The organism is Amycolatopsis sp. ATCC 39116 (assembly GCF_000231075.2).
Taxonomy (GTDB): domain Bacteria; phylum Actinomycetota; class Actinomycetes; order Mycobacteriales; family Pseudonocardiaceae; genus Amycolatopsis_E; species Amycolatopsis_E tucumanensis.
The window spans coordinates 1-15,476 of the sequence record NZ_AFWY03000050.1 but is presented as its reverse complement, the minus strand read 5'-3'; the positions used below and the strand labels follow the sequence as shown (position 1 = coordinate 15,476).

Below are 15,476 nucleotides of genomic sequence, written 5' to 3'. Positions count from 1 at the left end.
ATTGCGCCCGGTTACGCCGCTTCTCACTCTCTGAACACCGCGCTGACCTGCGGTTTTCGTCCCGCGGCGAGGCGATGCGCCGAATTCGGTGTGTGATGGGCCGCCGGTTGATCGGGACGCGCGGGACCGGGCGTAACCTGGCTGCCATGCCTGCTCTGCGCTCCCGAACAACCACCCATGGCCGCAACGCCGCGGGCGCCCGGTCCCTCTGGCGGGCCACCGGGCTGACCGACGGCGACTTCGGCAAGCCGATCGTCGCGATCGCCAACTCCTACACCCAGTTCGTGCCCGGGCACGTGCACCTCAAGGACCTCGGCGACATCGTGGCCGGGGCGATCCGCGAGGCCGGTGGCGTGGCGCGCGAGTTCCACACGATCGCGGTGGACGACGGCATCGCCATGGGGCACAGCGGCATGCTCTACTCGCTGCCCTCGCGCGAGATCATCGCCGACTCGGTCGAGTACATGGTCAACGCGCACCAGGCCGACGCGCTGGTCTGCATCTCCAACTGCGACAAGATCACCCCGGGCATGCTCAACGCCGCGATGCGCCTGAACATCCCGGTGGTGTTCGTCTCCGGCGGCCCGATGGAGGCGGGCAAGGCGGTGGTCGTGGACGGTGTCGCGCACGCGCCGACCGACCTGATCACCAGCATCTCCGCCTCGGCCAACCCCGCCGTCGACGAGGACGGGCTGTCCATTGTGGAGCGGTCCGCGTGCCCGACGTGCGGGTCGTGCTCGGGCATGTTCACCGCGAACTCGATGAACTGCCTGACCGAGGCGCTGGGCCTGTCGCTGCCGGGCAACGGCTCGACGCTGGCCACGCACGCCGCGCGCCGCAAGCTGTTCGAGGACGCCGGCCGCACGGTGATGGAGCTGTGCAAGCGCTGGTACGGCGAGGACGACGACAGCGTGCTGCCGCGGTCGATCGCCAACCGCAAGGCGTTCGAGAACGCGATGGCGCTGGACATGGCGATGGGCGGCTCGACCAACACGGTGCTGCACATCCTGGCCGCGGCGCAGGAGGGCGAGGTCGACTTCACGATCTCCGACATCGACGAGATCGGCCGCCGCGTGCCGTGCCTGTCGAAGGTCGCGCCGAACTCCGACTACCACATGGAGGACGTGCACCGGGCCGGCGGCATCCCCGCCATCCTCGGCGAGCTGAACCGGGCCGGGCTGCTCAACCGGGATGTCACTGCCGTGCACTCCTCTTCGCTCGAGGAGTGGCTGTCCAAGTGGGACATCCGCGGCGGGTCGGCTTCCGAGGAAGCGATCGAGCTGTTCCACGCCGCGCCCGGCGGGGTCCGCACCACGGAGGCGTTCTCCACGTCCAACCGGTGGACCGAGCTGGACACGGACGCGGCGAACGGGTGCATCCGCGACATCGAGCACGCCTACACCAAGGACGGCGGGCTCGCGGTGCTGCGCGGAAACCTGGCCGAGAACGGCGCGGTGATCAAGTCCGCGGGCATCGACGAGGAGCTGTGGCGGTTCCAGGGCCCGGCGCGCGTGGTCGAGAGCCAGGAGGAGGCCGTCTCGGTCATCCTGAGCAAGAAGATCCAGCCGGGTGAGGTGCTCGTGGTCCGCTACGAGGGTCCCGCCGGCGGCCCTGGCATGCAGGAGATGCTGCACCCGACGGCGTTCCTCAAGGGCGCCGGGCTGGGCAAGAAGTGCGCGTTGATCACCGACGGCCGGTTCTCCGGCGGCTCGTCCGGGATCTCGGTCGGGCACATCTCGCCGGAGGCCGCGTCGGGCGGCACGATCGGCCTGGTCCAGGACGGCGACCAGATCCTGATCGACGTGCACGAGCGGAAGCTGGAGCTGCTGGTGGACGCCGACGTGCTGGCCGAGCGCCGGGCGAAGATGGAGGCCTCGGAGCGGCCGTGGCAGCCGGTGGACCGCCAGCGGCCGGTGACTGCGGCCCTGCGCGCCTACGCGCGGATGGCCACCTCCGCCGACACGGGCGCGGTGCGCGACCCGAACAAGTAGGCCTGACGAGAAAAGGGCCCCGGCTGCGAGCAGCCGGGGCCCTTTTTCGTCGTCCGGGTTCAGCGGGCCAGCACGATGACCACGACGGCGGCCGCGGCGGCGATCAGCAGGAAGAACAACCCGAACGGCACCGGGCGGCGCCGCCACGGGGTGTTGACGTCCAGCGCGATCCGCCCGGAGCCGGTGAACAGCAGCGCGAACGCCACGGTCGCCAGCAGCAGCTCGAACTCGAACCCGTTCGGCTCGAAGAACCCGCCGCGCCACTGGACGTAGACCATGTTCACGGTGACGCCGAGGATCGCCGCGGCGCCGATCTGGGTGAACAGGCCCAGCACCACGAGCACCGCGCCGATCAGTTCGCTCAACCCGGTGATCCACGCGAGCAGCGTCGGCTGGGCCGTGTAGCCCATCGACTCCAGCATCCGCGCCGTGCCGTCGATGCCGGGGCCGCCGAACAGCCCGAACACCTTCTGCAACCCGTGCGCGCCGAGGATCGCCCCGAGCGCCAGCCGCAGCGCGAGCAGACCGAAGTCGATCCCGCCGTGGTAGCGGTTCACCGGCGGCGACGGCCGGTCCTCGACGTCGGAGAGCATGCTGGTGCTGCTGCTCTCGGTGGGCTGGTAGTACCCGGATTCCGTGAACAGGTTCTGGGTCTTCGACTCGTCCTGAGGGCTGGTCACCCGCGCAGGTTAGGCCATCCGTGTCGGATGCGCGACAGGTTCCGGTGTTCAGCTGCCGAACACCGACAGGATGAGCGCGCCCAGCGCCGCGGGGAACACCTCTGCCGGGTCGGCCTCGCCGGTGGTCAGCGTCGCCGTCAGGGTGCGGCCGCCGTCCGGCGTGCTGATCATCAGGGCGCCGTAGCCGCCCGGGGCGCCGCCGTTGTGGTGCACGATCGTGCCCGCCTGGCCGAGGTCCTGCACCCACAGGCCGAGTCCGAGGTTGAGCTCGCCGTGCGGGGTGAGCATCTCGGCCAGCAGCGGGGCGGGCAGGAGCCGGCCGCCGAGCAACGCGGAGATGAAGGTGTTCAGGTCCTCGGCGGTCGAGATCAGGTCACCGGCGCCGGCCAGCAGGGTGGGGTTCTGGCGGCTGACGTCGACGAGGGTGCCGTCCTCGCAGCGGTAGTAGCCGTGCGCGTGCGGTCCAGGCAGGTCCGGCGAGGTCGCCGACACCACGGTGTCCGCGAGCCCGAGCGGCCCGAGGATGCGCCGCTGGGCCTCCTCGGCGTAGGTGTTGCCGGTGACGGCGTTCGCGCTGTCGCGGCCGCCGCGGTTCGAGCCGGGCGCCGGTCAGAGCCTTGCCCTGCGACGGGAGCCCCATGACGAACGTGCCGTCGGCGTCGAGCTCGCCGGTGTAGTTGTAGAGGCCGCTGGTGTGCTGCAACAGCATCCGCACGACCGGTCCAGCGGCCGCGGTCGTCGCGGACGCACATCTCGGCGGCGGCGAACCCGGCGTCGACGAGGGCCTGGACAGCCTGCCGCCGCTCGGGCCGGTCCGGCTCGGCGACCTGGACGGCGGGGGCGTCGACGTTCTGCATTGTGTGTTACTTCGGTATCGGTGCAACGTGGTCGATGCGATTACGTTCGCCCGCCGGCCTGACACCGCACCGCCTCCGCGCTGACACGGCGCCTGACACACCCCGGGGTTTGTCAGGTGGTTTCGCGCTCGCCCGCGCTGCGCTCGATGCAGAACTCGTTGCCTTCGGGATCGAGCAGCGTGACCCAGCCGAGCCCGTCGGGTGTCCGGTGGTCCTCGTGCACCCGCGCGCCGAGCCCGAGAAGGCGCTCGACCTCCGCGTCGCGGGACCGTTCGTCCGGCATCCAGTCGAAGTGGACGCGGTTCTTCACCGTCTTGTCCTCGGGAACCCGGATGAACAGCAGGCCCGGCAGCGGCGCGGGCGCCTCGACCAGCACCTCGGGGTCGCCGGGCGAATCCTCGCCGGAGACCGGCCAGCCGGTCACCTCGCTCCAGAACCGGGCCAGCTCGTAGGGCTCGGCGCAGTCGATCGTCACGTGGCGGAGGATCATCCCTAGTACTCCCCGTGCACGAGGTTCTGCGGCAGCTCCCCGCCGGCGTAGCGGGCGATCTCCGCGGCGACCACCGCGTACGAGCGCCGCTTGCTGCCCGTCACCGAGCCGGCCACGTGCGGCGTCAGCAGCACGTTCGGCGCGGTCCACAGTGGATGGTCCGCGGGCAGCGGCTCGGGATCGGTGACGTCCAGCGCGGCCCGCAGGCGGCCCGCGGTCAGCTCGGCCACCAGCGCGTCCGTGTCGACCACCGGTCCGCGCGCGGCGTTGACGAGGATCGCGCCGTCGGGCATCGCGGCGAGGAACTTCGCGTCCACCATCCCCCGGGTGCGCGAGGTCAGCGGCACCATCAGCGCGACGACGTCGTGCGCGCCCAGCAGCGCGGGCAGCTCGTCCACCGGGTGCACGCCCTCACGCGCGCTGACGCCGACCATCGTGACCCGCGCGTCGAACGCCACCAGGCGGCGCTTGAGCTGCCGCCCCAGGTCACCGGCCCCGACGACGAGCACCCGCTTGTCCTGCAGCGTGTCGGTGGCGTGCAGGTTCCAGCGGTGCGCGGCCTGGTCGGCGGCGAACCCGGGCAGCTCGCGGTAGATCGACAGCAGCACGGCGACGACCCATTCGGCCGTGCTGCCGCCGTGCGCGCCGCGGCAGGTGGACAGCAGCACACCGTCCGGCACGGTCCCGATCCAGTTCTCCGCGCCCGCCGACAGCAGCTGGATGAGCTTCAGGTTCGGCAGCGCCCCGAGCACCGCGTCGCGTTCCTCGGGCCGGTGCGCGCCGGGGACGAGGACCTCGGCGTCGGCGGCCTCGGGCGGCAGCGGCTCGCGCCAGCTGTAGCGGACGGGCCGCACCCCGGGCAGCTCGCCGAGCACGTGCAGGCCGTCTTCGTCGGGGACCAGAACCGTGACGGGCATGATCGCCACGGTACTTACCCGTCGTTCACCCACCGGCACCTAGGCTGGGAGCGTGCGTGTCGGGAACGGGAAGGCGCCGTGGTGGCTGGTGGCGGCCTGCGGGCTGCTGCTGACCGGCTGCGCGCAGTTCGACGACCGGGCCGCGAACCAGACGTTCGAGCCTGCCCCGGAGCTGACCGCCCCGGCCGGGCCGCAGCCGGAGCTGCCCGAGGTGGACGGCGGTGACGACGAGTCGCGGCCCAGCTCGCCGCAGACGTCGATCCCGCCGCCGCAGGGATGCACCGACTACGACCAGTCGGTGATCGCGACGTGCCTGGACACCGTGTCCGCGCTCGCCGCGTTGCCGGACACCGGCGCCGCGCCGAGCGCGCTGGCCGCGGAGCGCAAGACGGGCCGCGTGCTGCAGGTGTCGAGCGGCCACACGCCGGCCGAGGTCATCCGCCTGGACGTGCAGGCGACCGGTGACGGCGGCCTGACCGGGCTGGCGCTGTCCCCGACGTTCGCCGAGGACCAGCTGGTGTTCGCCTACGTCACGACGGCCACCGACAACCGGGTGGTCCGCTTCACGCGTGGCCAGCAGCCGAAGGCGCTGCTGACGGGCATCCCGAAGGGCGCGACGGGCAACCGGGGCGCGATCATGACCGACGGCAAGGGCGCGCTGCTGGTCGCGACGGGCGACGCGGGCAACCCGTCGGCGGCGGCGGACCCGAACTCCCTGGCCGGGAAGGTCCTGCGCATCGACACGGCGGGCAACGCGGCGCAGGGCAACCCGACGCCCGGCTCGCGGGTGTACGCGAGCGGGGTGCACTCCCCCGGCGGCCTCTGCAAGGCGACGGACGGTTCCCGGATGTGGATCACGGACCGGGGCTCGTCGGCGGACGCGTTGTACGCGATCACGCCGGGCGCGTCGCTCGCGGTGCCGACGTGGACGTGGCCGGAGAAGCCGGCGCTGGCGGGCTGCGCGGACAGCGGCTCGGCGGTCGTCATCGCCACCTCGGCGGGCGCCAACCTGCAGGAACTGCCCATCACGCTGGACGGTTCGGTGGGCGGCAAGCCGAAGACGCTGATGGACGGCAAGAACGGCACCGCGTACGGCCGCTACGGCGGGCTGGACCAGATCGACAGCCAGTTCGCGCTCGTGGGCACCGTCAACAAGGACGGCGGCCAGCCGATTTCCAGCGACGACCGGGTCGTGCTGATCTCGCTGCAGGCCACCCCGAGCGGCGGCAGCGGCAAGGACTAGGAGCCAGGTCGGCGCCCCGGCAACGAAAGCCGACCAGCCCCACACCCGGAACCGCAGGCCGGCAACGCAAGCCCGAAACGCCCCGAACCACTCCCCTCCCGCAACCCGATCCCCAGCCAAATCGGTTGCCGAGCCACCGGGTCAAGGCACGCTTTCCCGCCTTGACGCGGTGTCTCGGCAACCGAACACTGAAAGATCGGGTTCGGGAGGGCACCAAATCCGGGCGTAGCGAAGCGAAGCCGGCGCAGTAGAAACCCGCGTAGCGAAAACCTCAGGCCCGGCGGCGCAGCGCCCGAACGTCCAGCACAGCCGCCACCAGCGAGGCCAGCGCACCGAGCATCCCCAGGTACCGGCCGATCCCGGCGTACAGCCCGATGCCGCCCTCGTCGAGCAGCTCGCGCGTGTCCTCGTCGAACTGCCAGCCCATCGCGAACCAGCCGAGGACCATCAACAACAGCGCGACCCCGGCGAAGATCAGCCACAGGTGCGGCAGCCCGGCGACGCGCACCTTGCGGAACTGTCCGAACGCGACCACCGCGACACCGGCGAGGAGCAGCAGCAACGGCCCGCACCAGGCGAGGAAGCCGGTGGTCCAGGCGTCCCGCGCGACGTCGGAGGACGGCAGTTCCCGCAGGGCCTCGTCGACGACCTGGTTCGTCGCGGACAGGTTCGTCCACGGCAGGAACAGGGCGAGCGTGGCCACCACGCCCGCCCCGAACGCCGTCCACTCGCGCCAGCTGACGCGGGCGAGCGAGAACCGCTCGGGCTCTGCGGACACCTTCGACGGCATCCTCAGGCGCCCACCCGCTCGATGATCAGCTCGCGGACGCGCTTGGCGTCGGCCTGGCCCTTGGTCGCCTTCATGACCGCGCCGACGATCGCGCCCGCCGCCTGCACCTTGCCGCCACGGATCTTGTCCGCGATGTCCGGCTGCGCGGCCAGCGCCTCGTCGACCGCGGCGAGCAGCGCCGAGTCGTCCGAGACGACCTTCAGGCCCCGCTTCTCCACGACCTCGTCCGGCTCGCCCTCACCGGCCAGCACGCCCTTAACGACCTCGCGCGCGAGCTTGTTGGTCAGCTCGCCGGCGTCGACCAGCGCGGCCACCCTGGCGACCTGCGCCGGGGTGATCGGCAGCGCGGCGATCTCGGTCTCGCGCGCGTTGGCCTCCTGCGCCAGGAAGTTCACCCACCAGCTGCGGGCGTCGTTCGGCTTCGCGCCCTCGGCGACGGTCGCCTCGACCAGCTCGACCGCGCCCGAGTTGAACAGGTCGCGCAGCTCCTCGGCGGACAGGTTCCACTCGGTCTGGATCCGCTTGCGGCGCGCGGCCGGCATCTCCGGCAGCGTCCCGCGCAGCTGTTCGACCCACTCGCGCGACGGCGCGATCGGGACCAGGTCGGGCTCCGGGAAGTACCGGTAGTCCTCGGCGGTCTCCTTGGTGCGGCCCGGCGATGTGGTGCCGTCGGACTCCTGGAAGTGCCGGGTCTCCTGGGTGACCGTGCCGCCCGCGACCAGCACCGCTGCCTGCCGCGTCATCTCGTACCGCACGGCGCGCTCGACGCTGCGGAAGGAGTTGACGTTCTTGGTCTCGGTGCGGGTGCCGAACTCGGTGGCGCCCTTCGGCATCAGCGACACGTTCGCGTCGCAGCGCAGCGAGCCCTGGTCCATCCGCACGTCGGAGACGTCCAGCGCCAGCAGCAGGTCCCGCAGCGCGGTCACGTACGCGCGGGCGACCTCGGGGGCCCGCTCGCCCATGCCGACGATCGGCTTGGTGACGATCTCGATGAGCGGCACGCCGGCGCGGTTGTAGTCCAGCAGCGAGTGCTCCGCGCCGTGAATGCGGCCGGTGGCGCCACCGACGTGCAGCGACTTGCCGGTGTCCTCCTCCATGTGCGCGCGCTCGATCTCCACGCGCACGACCTCGCCGTCGTCCAGCGTCACGTCCAGGTAGCCGTTGAACGCAATCGGCTCGTCGTACTGCGAGGTCTGGAAGTTCTTCGGCATGTCCGGGTAGAAGTAGTTCTTCCGGGCGAACCGGCACCACTCGGCGATCTCGCAGTTCAGCGCGAGGCCGATGCGGATCGCGCCCTCGACGCCCTTGCCGTTGAGCACCGGCAGCGCGCCGGGCAGGCCGAGGCAGGTCGGGCACACGTTGGTGTTGGGCTCGCCGCCGAACTCGTTGGCGCAGCCGCAGAACATCTTCGTCTTGGTGTTCAGCTCGACGTGGACCTCGAGCCCGAGCACCGGGTCGAACCGCTCGACGACCTCGGCGTAGTCCATCACTTCGGCAACGGCGGTCACGCCGAGACTCCCTTCAGCTCCGGAACCCGGTCGATGATCGACCCGCGCGCGACCTCGTAGGCGGCGCCGACCCGGTAGAGCCGGTCGTCGGCGAGCGCCGGGGCCATGATCTGCAGGCCGACCGGCAGCCCGTCCTCATCGGACAGTCCACTGGGCACGCTCATGGCGGCGTTGCCCGCCAGGTTGGCCGGGATCGTGCACAGGTCGGCGAGGTACATGGCCATCGGGTCGTCGACCCGCTCGCCGATCTTGAACGCGGTGGTCGGGGTGGTCGGCGAGACCAGCACGTCCACCTTCTCGAACGCGGCCGCGAAGTCGCGGGAGATCAGCGTCCGCACCTTCTGCGCCGAGCCGTAGTAGGCGTCGTAGTAGCCGGAGGACAGCGCGTACGTGCCGAGCATGATGCGGCGCTTGACCTCGGCGCCGAAACCGGCCTCGCGGGTGGCCGACATGACCTCTTCGGCGCTGTGCGAACCGTCGTCGGCGACCCGCAGGCCGTAACGCATGGCGTCGAACCGGGCCAGGTTCGACGACGCCTCGCTCGGCGCGATCAGGTAGTACGCCGGCAGCGCGTAGACGAAGTTCGGGCAGGACACCTCGACGACCTCGGCGCCGAGCGCCGTGAGCTGCTCGACCGCGCCCTCGAACGAGCGCTGCACGCCGGCCTGGTAGCCCTCGCCGCTGAACTCCTTGACCACGCCGACCTTGACGCCCTTGAGGTCACCGCGCAGGCCCTCGCGGGCGGCGGCGACCACCGGCGGCACCGGCGCGTTGATCGAGGTCGAGTCGAGCGGGTCCCACCCGCCGATGACCTCGTGCAGCAGCGCGGCGTCCAGCACGGTGCGGGCGCACGGCCCGGCCTGGTCGAGCGAGGACGAGAACGCCACCAGCCCGTAGCGGGACACCCCGCCGTAGGTCGGCTTCACGCCGACCGTGCCGGTGACCGCGCCCGGCTGGCGGATCGAGCCGCCGGTGTCGGTGCCGATCGCCAGCGGCGCCTCGAAGGCGGCCAGCGACGCGGCCGAGCCACCGCCGGAGCCGCCCGGGATGCGGGCGTGGTCCCACGGGTTGTGCGTCGGGCCGAACGCGGAGTTCTCGGTGGAGGAGCCCATCGCGAACTCGTCCATGTTGGTCTTGCCCAGGATCGGCACGCCCGCCTCGCGCAGCTTGCGCGTGACCGTCGAGTCGTACGGCGGGATCCAGTTCTCCAGGGTCTTCGAGCCGCAGGTGGTGGGCAGGCCCTGGGTGGTCAGCACGTCCTTGAGGGCGAGCGGGACACCGGCGATCGGCGAGGCCGGGGCCTGGCCGCCGGCCAGCACGGCGTCGACCTCACGGGCCGCCGCGAGCGCGCCCTCGGCGTCGACGTTGAGGAACGCGTGGACGTGGTCGTCGACCTCGCCGATGCGGTCCAGGTGCGCCTGCGTGACCTCCGCGGCCGACACCTCGCGCGCGTGGATCTTCTCGGCCAGCTCGGCGGCCGACAGCCGTGTTAGGTCGGTCACTGTTCCTCCCCCAGGATCCGCGGCACCCGGAAGCGGCCCTCTTCGGCGGCCGGCGCACCGGCCAGCGCCTGCTGCTGGGTGAGCCCGGGCCGGACCACGTCCTCGCGGAAGACGTTCGTGAGCGGCACGGCGTGCGAGGTCGGCGGCACGTCGTCGGCGGCGACCTCGCTGACCTTGGCGACCGCGTCCAGGATCTGGTCGAGCTGACCTGCGAAAACGTTCAGCTCGTCGTCGGTGACCGCGAGCCTGGCGAGCTTGGCCAGGTGCGCGACCTCGTCGCGGGAAATGTTGGGCACGCGGGTGACTCCCGGGGTGTGCGGATCGGTGTTTCGGTGAGTCACAAGTCTATGGCGGCGGGCCTTGCGACCTCGACCGGGTTGTGCACGGCGGGCTCGCGATCCGGTCTCGGTAGGCAGACGATGGCTCCCCGTGACGGCCTTCGTCTGTCACAATCAGCGGCCGGTTGCGCTCCCCGGCGAGGCGGGAGCGCCGGACCCGAGAGGGGTTCACGTTGTCCTTCCTGATCCGGGTGCAGCTCCCGGACACGCCAGGAACCCTCGGAGCGGTCGCGACGGCTCTCGGCATGATCGGGGCGGACATCCTCTCGGTGGACGTGGTCGAGCGCGGCGGCGGCGTCGCGATCGACGACATGGTCGTGGAACTGCCCTCCGGCAGGCTGCCGGACGCCGTGATCACCGCGGCGGAGAGCGTGGAGGGCGTCGAGGTCGACGCGGTGCGGCCGTACGCCGGCGTGCTGGACACCCACCGCGAGCTGGAACTGGTCGAGGAGATCGCCGCGCAGCCGGCCTCCGGGCTGGCGGTGCTGGTCGAGGGCGTGCCGCGGATCATCCGGGCGGGCTGGGCGATCGTGGTGTCGGTCAGCGAGCCGGGCGTGGACCGCCTGGCCTCCTCCAGCGCGGCGCCCGAGGCGCCGATCACCGATCTGCCGTGGCTGCCGCTGGAGCGGGCCACGATCCTGGACTCCGAGGACTCCTGGGTGCCGGAAACCTGGCAGGAGCTGGGCACCGAGCTGGCCGCGACGCCGCTCGGCAAGCCGGACAAGGCGCTGCTCGTCGGCCGCCCGGGCGGCCCGATGTTCCGGGCCGCCGAGGTCGCGCGCCTGGCGCACCTGGCCGGGATCGTCGCCGTCGTGCTCGACGGCTGATCACGGCACCTTCGACGGCCACCAGATCCGCCGCCCGACGTCCAGCGTCAGGGCCGGCACCAGCAGCGACCGCACGATCAGGGTGTCGAGCAGGACGCCGAACGCGACGATGAACGCGATCTGGGCCAGGAACAGGATCGGGATGACCGCCAGCGCCGCGAAGGTGGCGGCGAGCACCACCCCGGCCGAGGTGATCACGCCGCCGGTGAGCGTGAGACCGCGCAACGTGCCCTCGTGCGTGTTCGTGCGGAGGGCCTCCTCGCGCACCCGGGTCATCAGGAAGATGTTGTAGTCGATCCCGAGCGCCACCAGGAAGACGAACCCGAACAGCGGCACCGCCGGGTCCGCGCCGGGGAAGTCCAGCAGGTGGTTGAACACCAGCGCGGACACGCCCATGGTGGCGGCGAAGGACAGCACGACGGTCGCGATCAGCAGCAGCGGCGCGAGCAGGGCCCGCAGCAGCAGCGCGAGCACCGCGAAGATCACCACGAGGACGATCGGGATGATCACCGCCCGGTCCCGCTCGGAGGTCTCCTGCGTGTCCAGCTGGGTGGCGGTGGTGCCGCCGACGACGGCGTCCGCGCCGGGCACCGCGTGCACGGCCTCCCGGATGCGGCCGACGGTGCCGAGCGCGGCTTCCGAGTCGGCGGCGTCGGTGAGGATCGCGACGACCTGGACGCGGCCGTCGACCACGTTGGGAACCGCGGCGACCTGCGCCACCCCGTCCACCCGCGCGGCCTGCGCGACGGCCTCGCCCTGGCCCGCGTTGGCGATGATCGTGGTCGGCGAGCCGGACCCGCCGGGGAAGTGCTTGACCAGCACCTCCTGGCCGGCGACCGAGTCGACCGGGGTGAGGAACAGGTCGGACTGCGCGACGCCGCCCGCCTTGAGCTGTGGGACGAACGCGGCGCCCGCCAGCAGCAGGACGGTGGTGCCGATCCAGATCGCCCGCGGTTTGGCCGCGACGGCCTTGGCGATCCGGCCCCAGATGCCGCTCGATTCCGGGTGCGGCGAGCCGAGCTTGGGCCGGACCGGCCAGAACGCGGCCCGGCCGAGCAGGGCGAGCGCGGCGGGCAGGAACGTGACGGAGGCTGCGAACGCGGCGGCGATGCCGATCGCGGCGACCGGGCCGAGACCGCGGTTGGACTGCAGGTCGGAGAACAGCAGGCAGAGCACGCCGAGCACGACGGTCCCGGCCGAGGCGGCGATCGGCGGCAGGGTGGCGCGCCAGGCCAGTTTGACGGCTTCGTAGCGGCTCTCGGTGTCGCGGAGTTGTTCGCGGAACCGGGAGACCAGGAGGAGCGCGTAGTCGGTGGCCGCGCCGAAGACCAGGATGAACAGGATGCCCTGGCTCTGCCCGTTGAGGGTGAGGACGTCGTGGTCGGCGAGCAGGTAGACGACCAGGCTGGCCAGCCCGAGCGCGAAGACGGCGGAGAGCAGCACGACGACGGGCAGCAGCGGGCTGCGGTAGACCACGACGAGGATGAGCGCCACGACGATCCCGGCGACCAGCAGGAGCAGGCCGTCGATGCCGCCGAACGCGGTGACGAGGTCGGCGATCTGCGCGGCCGGTCCGGCGACGAGGACGGTCAGCCCCGGCGGCGCCTGGCGGAGTTCGGCGCGGATCTGCTCGACGACCTCGCCGGGTTCGCCGCCGACCAGGACGGAGACGGTGAGTTCGAGGGCCTGGCCGTCCTGGGACGGCTGCGGGCTCGCGACCTGCGTGACGCCGGGGACGGCCTGGATGCGGGCCGCCGCCTCGCTGAGGAAGGCGTTGTCCTGGGGCGTGACGCCGCTGGTGCGCTCGGCGACGACGATCGCCGGGAGGGTCTGGTCGGTGCTGAAGGTGCGCTGCTCGTTCAGCGCGCGGGTGGATTCGGCGGACGCCGGGAGGAAGGCGGAGTTGTCGTTGGTAGCGACGTCGCTCAGCTTGCCCGCGTAGGGGCCGCCGAAGCCCCCGAGCGCCAGCCAGGCGACGACGAGCAGGGCGGGGACGAGCCAGCGTGCGGTCCTCATGGGCTAATACAGTCCTAGGGATCGGAGAGTTGTTCAGCAGGCTGAACATTACCGGGAGGTGCGGTTGCCCGCAGAGGAAGGCCCGGCAAATCGGACATCGCTCGAGGGTGCGGAAGGGATGGCCTCCTGGCCCACCGGGCGGTTGCTGTCCGCGGCGGCGCGACTGGTCGAGCAGCGGTGGACGGCGCGGCTGGAGACGCTCGGGCTGTCGCACGCCGGGCTGATCGCGTTGCACACACTGCGCGGCGGGCCGTTGTCGCAGCGCGCGCTGGCCCGCCGGTGCCAGGTGACGGACCAGACGATGAGCCGCACCTTGGACCGACTGTCCAGATCCGGCTACGTCACGCGGGTGCCCGATCCGCTCGACGGCCGCCGCTCCCTGGCGCGGCTCACCCCCGCGGGCGAAGAGGTGCTGGCCACCTCGGAGCAAATCGCGCGGGAGGACTCGTCGGTGATCGGCGCCCTCGGCGACGACGCGGCCTTCCGGCGGCAGCTGATCGAACTGATCGGGCACCTGACCGGCTCATGACAAGTGTCATAGTCGCGCGCTAGTGTGCTGGGATGGAGCTGGGTTTCCTGGGGCTGGGCACGATGGGCACGCCGATGGCGCTGAACCTCGTCCGCGCGGGCACGCCGCTCGTGGTTTGGAACCGGACCGCCGCCAAGGCCGAGGTGCTGCGTGCGGCGGGGGCGGCGGTCGCCGGGAGCGCGGCGGAGGTGTGCCGGCGGGCGGACGTGGTGTTCCTGATGCTCGCCGACGGCGCGGCGGTGGATGCCGTGCTGGGCCGCGGCGGGAGCGGGTTCGCGGCGAATGTCGGCGGGCGGATCGTCGTGCACATGGGGACGACGTCGCCGGAGTACTCGCGCGGGCTGGCGGCCGATGTCGCCGCAGCTGGTGGCCGGTACGTCGAGGCGCCGGTGTCGGGGTCGCGGAAGCCGGCCGAGGCGGGGCAGCTGGTGGCGATGCTGGCGGGCGAGCCGGGGGCGGTGGCCGAGGTGGGGCCGTTGCTGGCGCCGGTGTGCCGTCAGGTGGTGGAGTGCGGGCCGGTGCCGGGCGCGTTGCTGATGAAGCTCGCGGTGAACCTGTACCTGATCACGATGGTGACGGGCCTGGCCGAGGCGACGCACTTCGCGGAGCGGCAGGGCCTGGACTTGGCGCGGTTCGTGGAGGTGCTGAACGCGGGCCCGATGGCCAGTGACGTGTCCCGGGTGAAGGTGGCGAAGCTGGTGGCCCGGGATTTCGGGGTGCAGGCGGCGATCGCGGACGTGCTGAAGAACAACCAGCTGGTCGCGGAGGCGGCTCGCGGGGCGGGGTTGGCGTCGCCGCTGCTGGACGTGTGCCACGAGCTGTACGGGGAGACGCTGCGGCTCGGCCACGGCGCGGAGGACATGGCGGCGGTGGTGCACGCGATCGAGCAGCGGACGGCCGCGATCGAGGAGCGGCACGCCGCGATTGCTGCTGGTGAGGCCCCGGCCCCGGCGACGGCTCCCGAGCCCGCCGGCTGAGCCGCGGGTAGAGGCCATGGGGCTTGGCTGAGTTCACCCGCCGGTGAACGCGAGCCGGCGCGTCACAGCTGCAGCCGGAAGGCGCGCAACCACAGGCCCGGCAACGGTCCCCAACCCCGACCGCGACTGAAACCCACCCGCCGCAGAGCCAGGCAGCGCCTCACCCCCGCCAGCACCACAACCCTGGCACGAACGCCCCCGGCGTCACTGCCCCCTCACAGAAGCAACCGGAAAGCCCGCAACCACAGGCCCGGCAACGGCTCCCAATCCCGTTCCGGCAGGCGGATGAAACCGAGCCGGGTGTAGAGGCGGTGCGCTGTCTTCATGGTGTCCAGGCTGGACATCACCACGGCGCGGGCGCCGAGGGCACGCGCCCGGTCGAGCACTGCTCGCGTGAGGGCCTCGCCGACGCCGCGGCCCCGGGCGGCGGGTGCGGTGGCCAGCATGCGGAACTCCAGCTCACCGTCGCGGGCGATTTCGGCGTAGTGCGTTCCCGGGTGGACGATCGTGACCGAGCCGAGCAGGCCGTCGTCGTCCGTGGCGACCAGGAGTTCGGCGTGTTCGGCGCGGTGGGCGGCGTCGGCCAGTTCGCGGACGTAGTCGTCGTCGGCGGTGATCAGGCCGTCCGCGAGGTAGGCGGAGGCGGTCAACTCGCCGATGGCCGCGTACTCCTCGGGGCGGGCCGGTCGGACGGACACCTCGCTCATCGGCCACCTCCGGCTGAGATCACCACGGGCACAACGGCCGGCCCCGCAACGGGTTCCACCGGCCACACCACGGGCGCGCTCACCCGCGCCATCCCAGGAGCGCG

General features: G+C 72.0%; 15 protein-coding genes. 5 read left to right on the top strand and 10 right to left on the bottom strand.

Going from position 1 to position 15,476, the window contains the following annotated elements; all coding sequences use genetic code 11:
- Window positions 1-146 precede the first annotated feature (146 nt).
- On the top strand, window positions 147-1,991 hold the full coding sequence (ilvD, locus tag AMY39116_RS0333420; protein WP_020421949.1) for a dihydroxy-acid dehydratase: 1,845 nt from the start codon (window positions 147-149) through the stop codon (window positions 1,989-1,991).
- 59 nt (window positions 1,992-2,050) lie between these two features.
- Here ilvD and AMY39116_RS0333415 read toward each other — a convergent pair whose 3' ends face one another.
- The 4 genes from AMY39116_RS0333415 to AMY39116_RS0333400 form a co-directional block, all read right to left on the bottom strand.
- Window positions 2,051-2,671 carry a DoxX family protein gene (locus tag AMY39116_RS0333415; RefSeq protein WP_020421948.1) on the bottom strand — a complete coding sequence of 207 codons (621 nt, stop codon included), beginning with the start codon at window positions 2,669-2,671 and terminating at the stop codon, window positions 2,051-2,053.
- A gap of 48 nt (window positions 2,672-2,719) precedes the next feature.
- Window positions 2,720-3,196 carry a serine hydrolase domain-containing protein gene (locus AMY39116_RS47200; RefSeq protein ID WP_084506201.1) on the bottom strand — a complete coding sequence of 159 codons (477 nt, stop codon included), beginning with the start codon at window positions 3,194-3,196 and terminating at the stop codon, window positions 2,720-2,722.
- Window positions 3,197-3,640: 444 nt separating this feature from the next.
- On the bottom strand, window positions 3,641-4,018 hold the full coding sequence (locus tag AMY39116_RS0333405) for a VOC family protein (RefSeq protein WP_020421946.1): 378 nt from the start codon (window positions 4,016-4,018) through the stop codon (window positions 3,641-3,643).
- A 2-nt stretch (window positions 4,019-4,020) separates the two neighbouring features.
- Complete coding sequence (locus AMY39116_RS0333400) at window positions 4,021-4,935, bottom strand: 2-hydroxyacid dehydrogenase (RefSeq protein ID WP_027936446.1); 915 nt, start codon at window positions 4,933-4,935, stop codon at window positions 4,021-4,023.
- A gap of 52 nt (window positions 4,936-4,987) precedes the next feature.
- Here AMY39116_RS0333400 and AMY39116_RS0333395 point away from each other — a divergent pair, with 52 nt between their 5' ends.
- Window positions 4,988-6,178, top strand: a complete 1,191-nt coding sequence (locus tag AMY39116_RS0333395) for a sorbosone dehydrogenase family protein (protein ID WP_020421944.1) — start codon at window positions 4,988-4,990, stop codon at window positions 6,176-6,178.
- A gap of 271 nt (window positions 6,179-6,449) precedes the next feature.
- Here the strand turns inward: AMY39116_RS0333395 and AMY39116_RS0333390 are convergent, their stop codons facing one another.
- Genes AMY39116_RS0333390 through gatC form a run of 4 tightly spaced genes read right to left on the bottom strand, consistent with a single transcriptional unit; the run spans window position 6,450 to window position 10,274 of the window.
- The gene (locus AMY39116_RS0333390) at window positions 6,450-6,968 is read right to left on the bottom strand and encodes a hypothetical protein (protein ID WP_020421943.1); all 519 of its coding nucleotides are present in this window, start codon (window positions 6,966-6,968) and stop codon (window positions 6,450-6,452) included.
- A gap of 2 nt (window positions 6,969-6,970) precedes the next feature.
- Complete coding sequence (gene gatB / locus AMY39116_RS0333385; protein ID WP_020421942.1) at window positions 6,971-8,476, bottom strand: Asp-tRNA(Asn)/Glu-tRNA(Gln) amidotransferase subunit GatB; 1,506 nt, start codon at window positions 8,474-8,476, stop codon at window positions 6,971-6,973.
- Window positions 8,473-9,978: an Asp-tRNA(Asn)/Glu-tRNA(Gln) amidotransferase subunit GatA gene (gatA, locus tag AMY39116_RS0333380; RefSeq protein ID WP_020421941.1), complete on the bottom strand. Its 1,506-nt coding sequence runs from the start codon at window positions 9,976-9,978 to the stop codon at window positions 8,473-8,475. Before gatA ends, gatB begins: the two co-directional genes overlap by 4 nt.
- Window positions 9,975-10,274, bottom strand: coding sequence for an Asp-tRNA(Asn)/Glu-tRNA(Gln) amidotransferase subunit GatC (gene gatC / locus AMY39116_RS0333375; RefSeq protein ID WP_017987443.1), 300 nt, complete (start codon window positions 10,272-10,274; stop codon window positions 9,975-9,977). Before gatC ends, gatA begins: the two co-directional genes overlap by 4 nt.
- Window positions 10,275-10,489: 215 nt before the next feature.
- Here gatC and AMY39116_RS0333370 point away from each other — a divergent pair, with 215 nt between their 5' ends.
- The gene (locus AMY39116_RS0333370; RefSeq protein WP_027936445.1) at window positions 10,490-11,143 is read left to right on the top strand and encodes an amino acid-binding protein; all 654 of its coding nucleotides are present in this window, start codon (window positions 10,490-10,492) and stop codon (window positions 11,141-11,143) included.
- Here AMY39116_RS0333370 and AMY39116_RS0333365 read toward each other — a convergent pair whose 3' ends face one another.
- A complete protein-coding gene (locus AMY39116_RS0333365) occupies window positions 11,144-13,159 on the bottom strand; it encodes an MMPL family transporter (protein ID WP_020421939.1) in 2,016 nt (671 codons plus the stop codon). It lies immediately after the preceding gene.
- Between the two features lie 118 nt (window positions 13,160-13,277).
- On the opposite strand from AMY39116_RS0333365, the gene AMY39116_RS0333360 reads away from it, so the two are divergent.
- Window positions 13,278-13,688: a MarR family winged helix-turn-helix transcriptional regulator gene (locus AMY39116_RS0333360; RefSeq protein ID WP_020421938.1), complete on the top strand. Its 411-nt coding sequence runs from the start codon at window positions 13,278-13,280 to the stop codon at window positions 13,686-13,688.
- Window positions 13,689-13,720: 32 nt separating this feature from the next.
- Window positions 13,721-14,665 carry an NAD(P)-dependent oxidoreductase gene (locus tag AMY39116_RS0333355; protein WP_020421937.1) on the top strand — a complete coding sequence of 315 codons (945 nt, stop codon included), beginning with the start codon at window positions 13,721-13,723 and terminating at the stop codon, window positions 14,663-14,665.
- Window positions 14,666-14,880: 215 nt separating this feature from the next.
- On the opposite strand, the gene AMY39116_RS0333350 is transcribed toward AMY39116_RS0333355, so the two are convergent.
- Entirely contained in the window at window positions 14,881-15,372 is a 492-nt protein-coding gene (locus tag AMY39116_RS0333350; RefSeq protein WP_020421936.1) for a GNAT family N-acetyltransferase, read from the bottom strand.
- Window positions 15,373-15,476 lie beyond the last annotated feature (104 nt).

Coding starts and splice junctions, on each gene's coding strand:
- ilvD (WP_020421949.1), top strand. CDS start 147: ATGCCTGCTCTGCGCTCCCGAACAACCACCCATGGCCGCAACGCCGCG.
- AMY39116_RS0333405 (WP_020421946.1), bottom strand. CDS start 4,018: ATGATCCTCCGCCACGTGACGATCGACTGCGCCGAGCCCTACGAGCTG.
- AMY39116_RS0333400 (WP_027936446.1), bottom strand. CDS start 4,935: ATGCCCGTCACGGTTCTGGTCCCCGACGAAGACGGCCTGCACGTGCTC.
- AMY39116_RS0333390 (WP_020421943.1), bottom strand. CDS start 6,968: ATGCCGTCGAAGGTGTCCGCAGAGCCCGAGCGGTTCTCGCTCGCCCGC.
- AMY39116_RS0333365 (WP_020421939.1), bottom strand. CDS start 13,159: ATGAGGACCGCACGCTGGCTCGTCCCCGCCCTGCTCGTCGTCGCCTGG.
- AMY39116_RS0333360 (WP_020421938.1), top strand. CDS start 13,278: ATGGCCTCCTGGCCCACCGGGCGGTTGCTGTCCGCGGCGGCGCGACTG.
- AMY39116_RS0333355 (WP_020421937.1), top strand. CDS start 13,721: ATGGAGCTGGGTTTCCTGGGGCTGGGCACGATGGGCACGCCGATGGCG.
- AMY39116_RS0333350 (WP_020421936.1), bottom strand. CDS start 15,372: ATGAGCGAGGTGTCCGTCCGACCGGCCCGCCCCGAGGAGTACGCGGCC.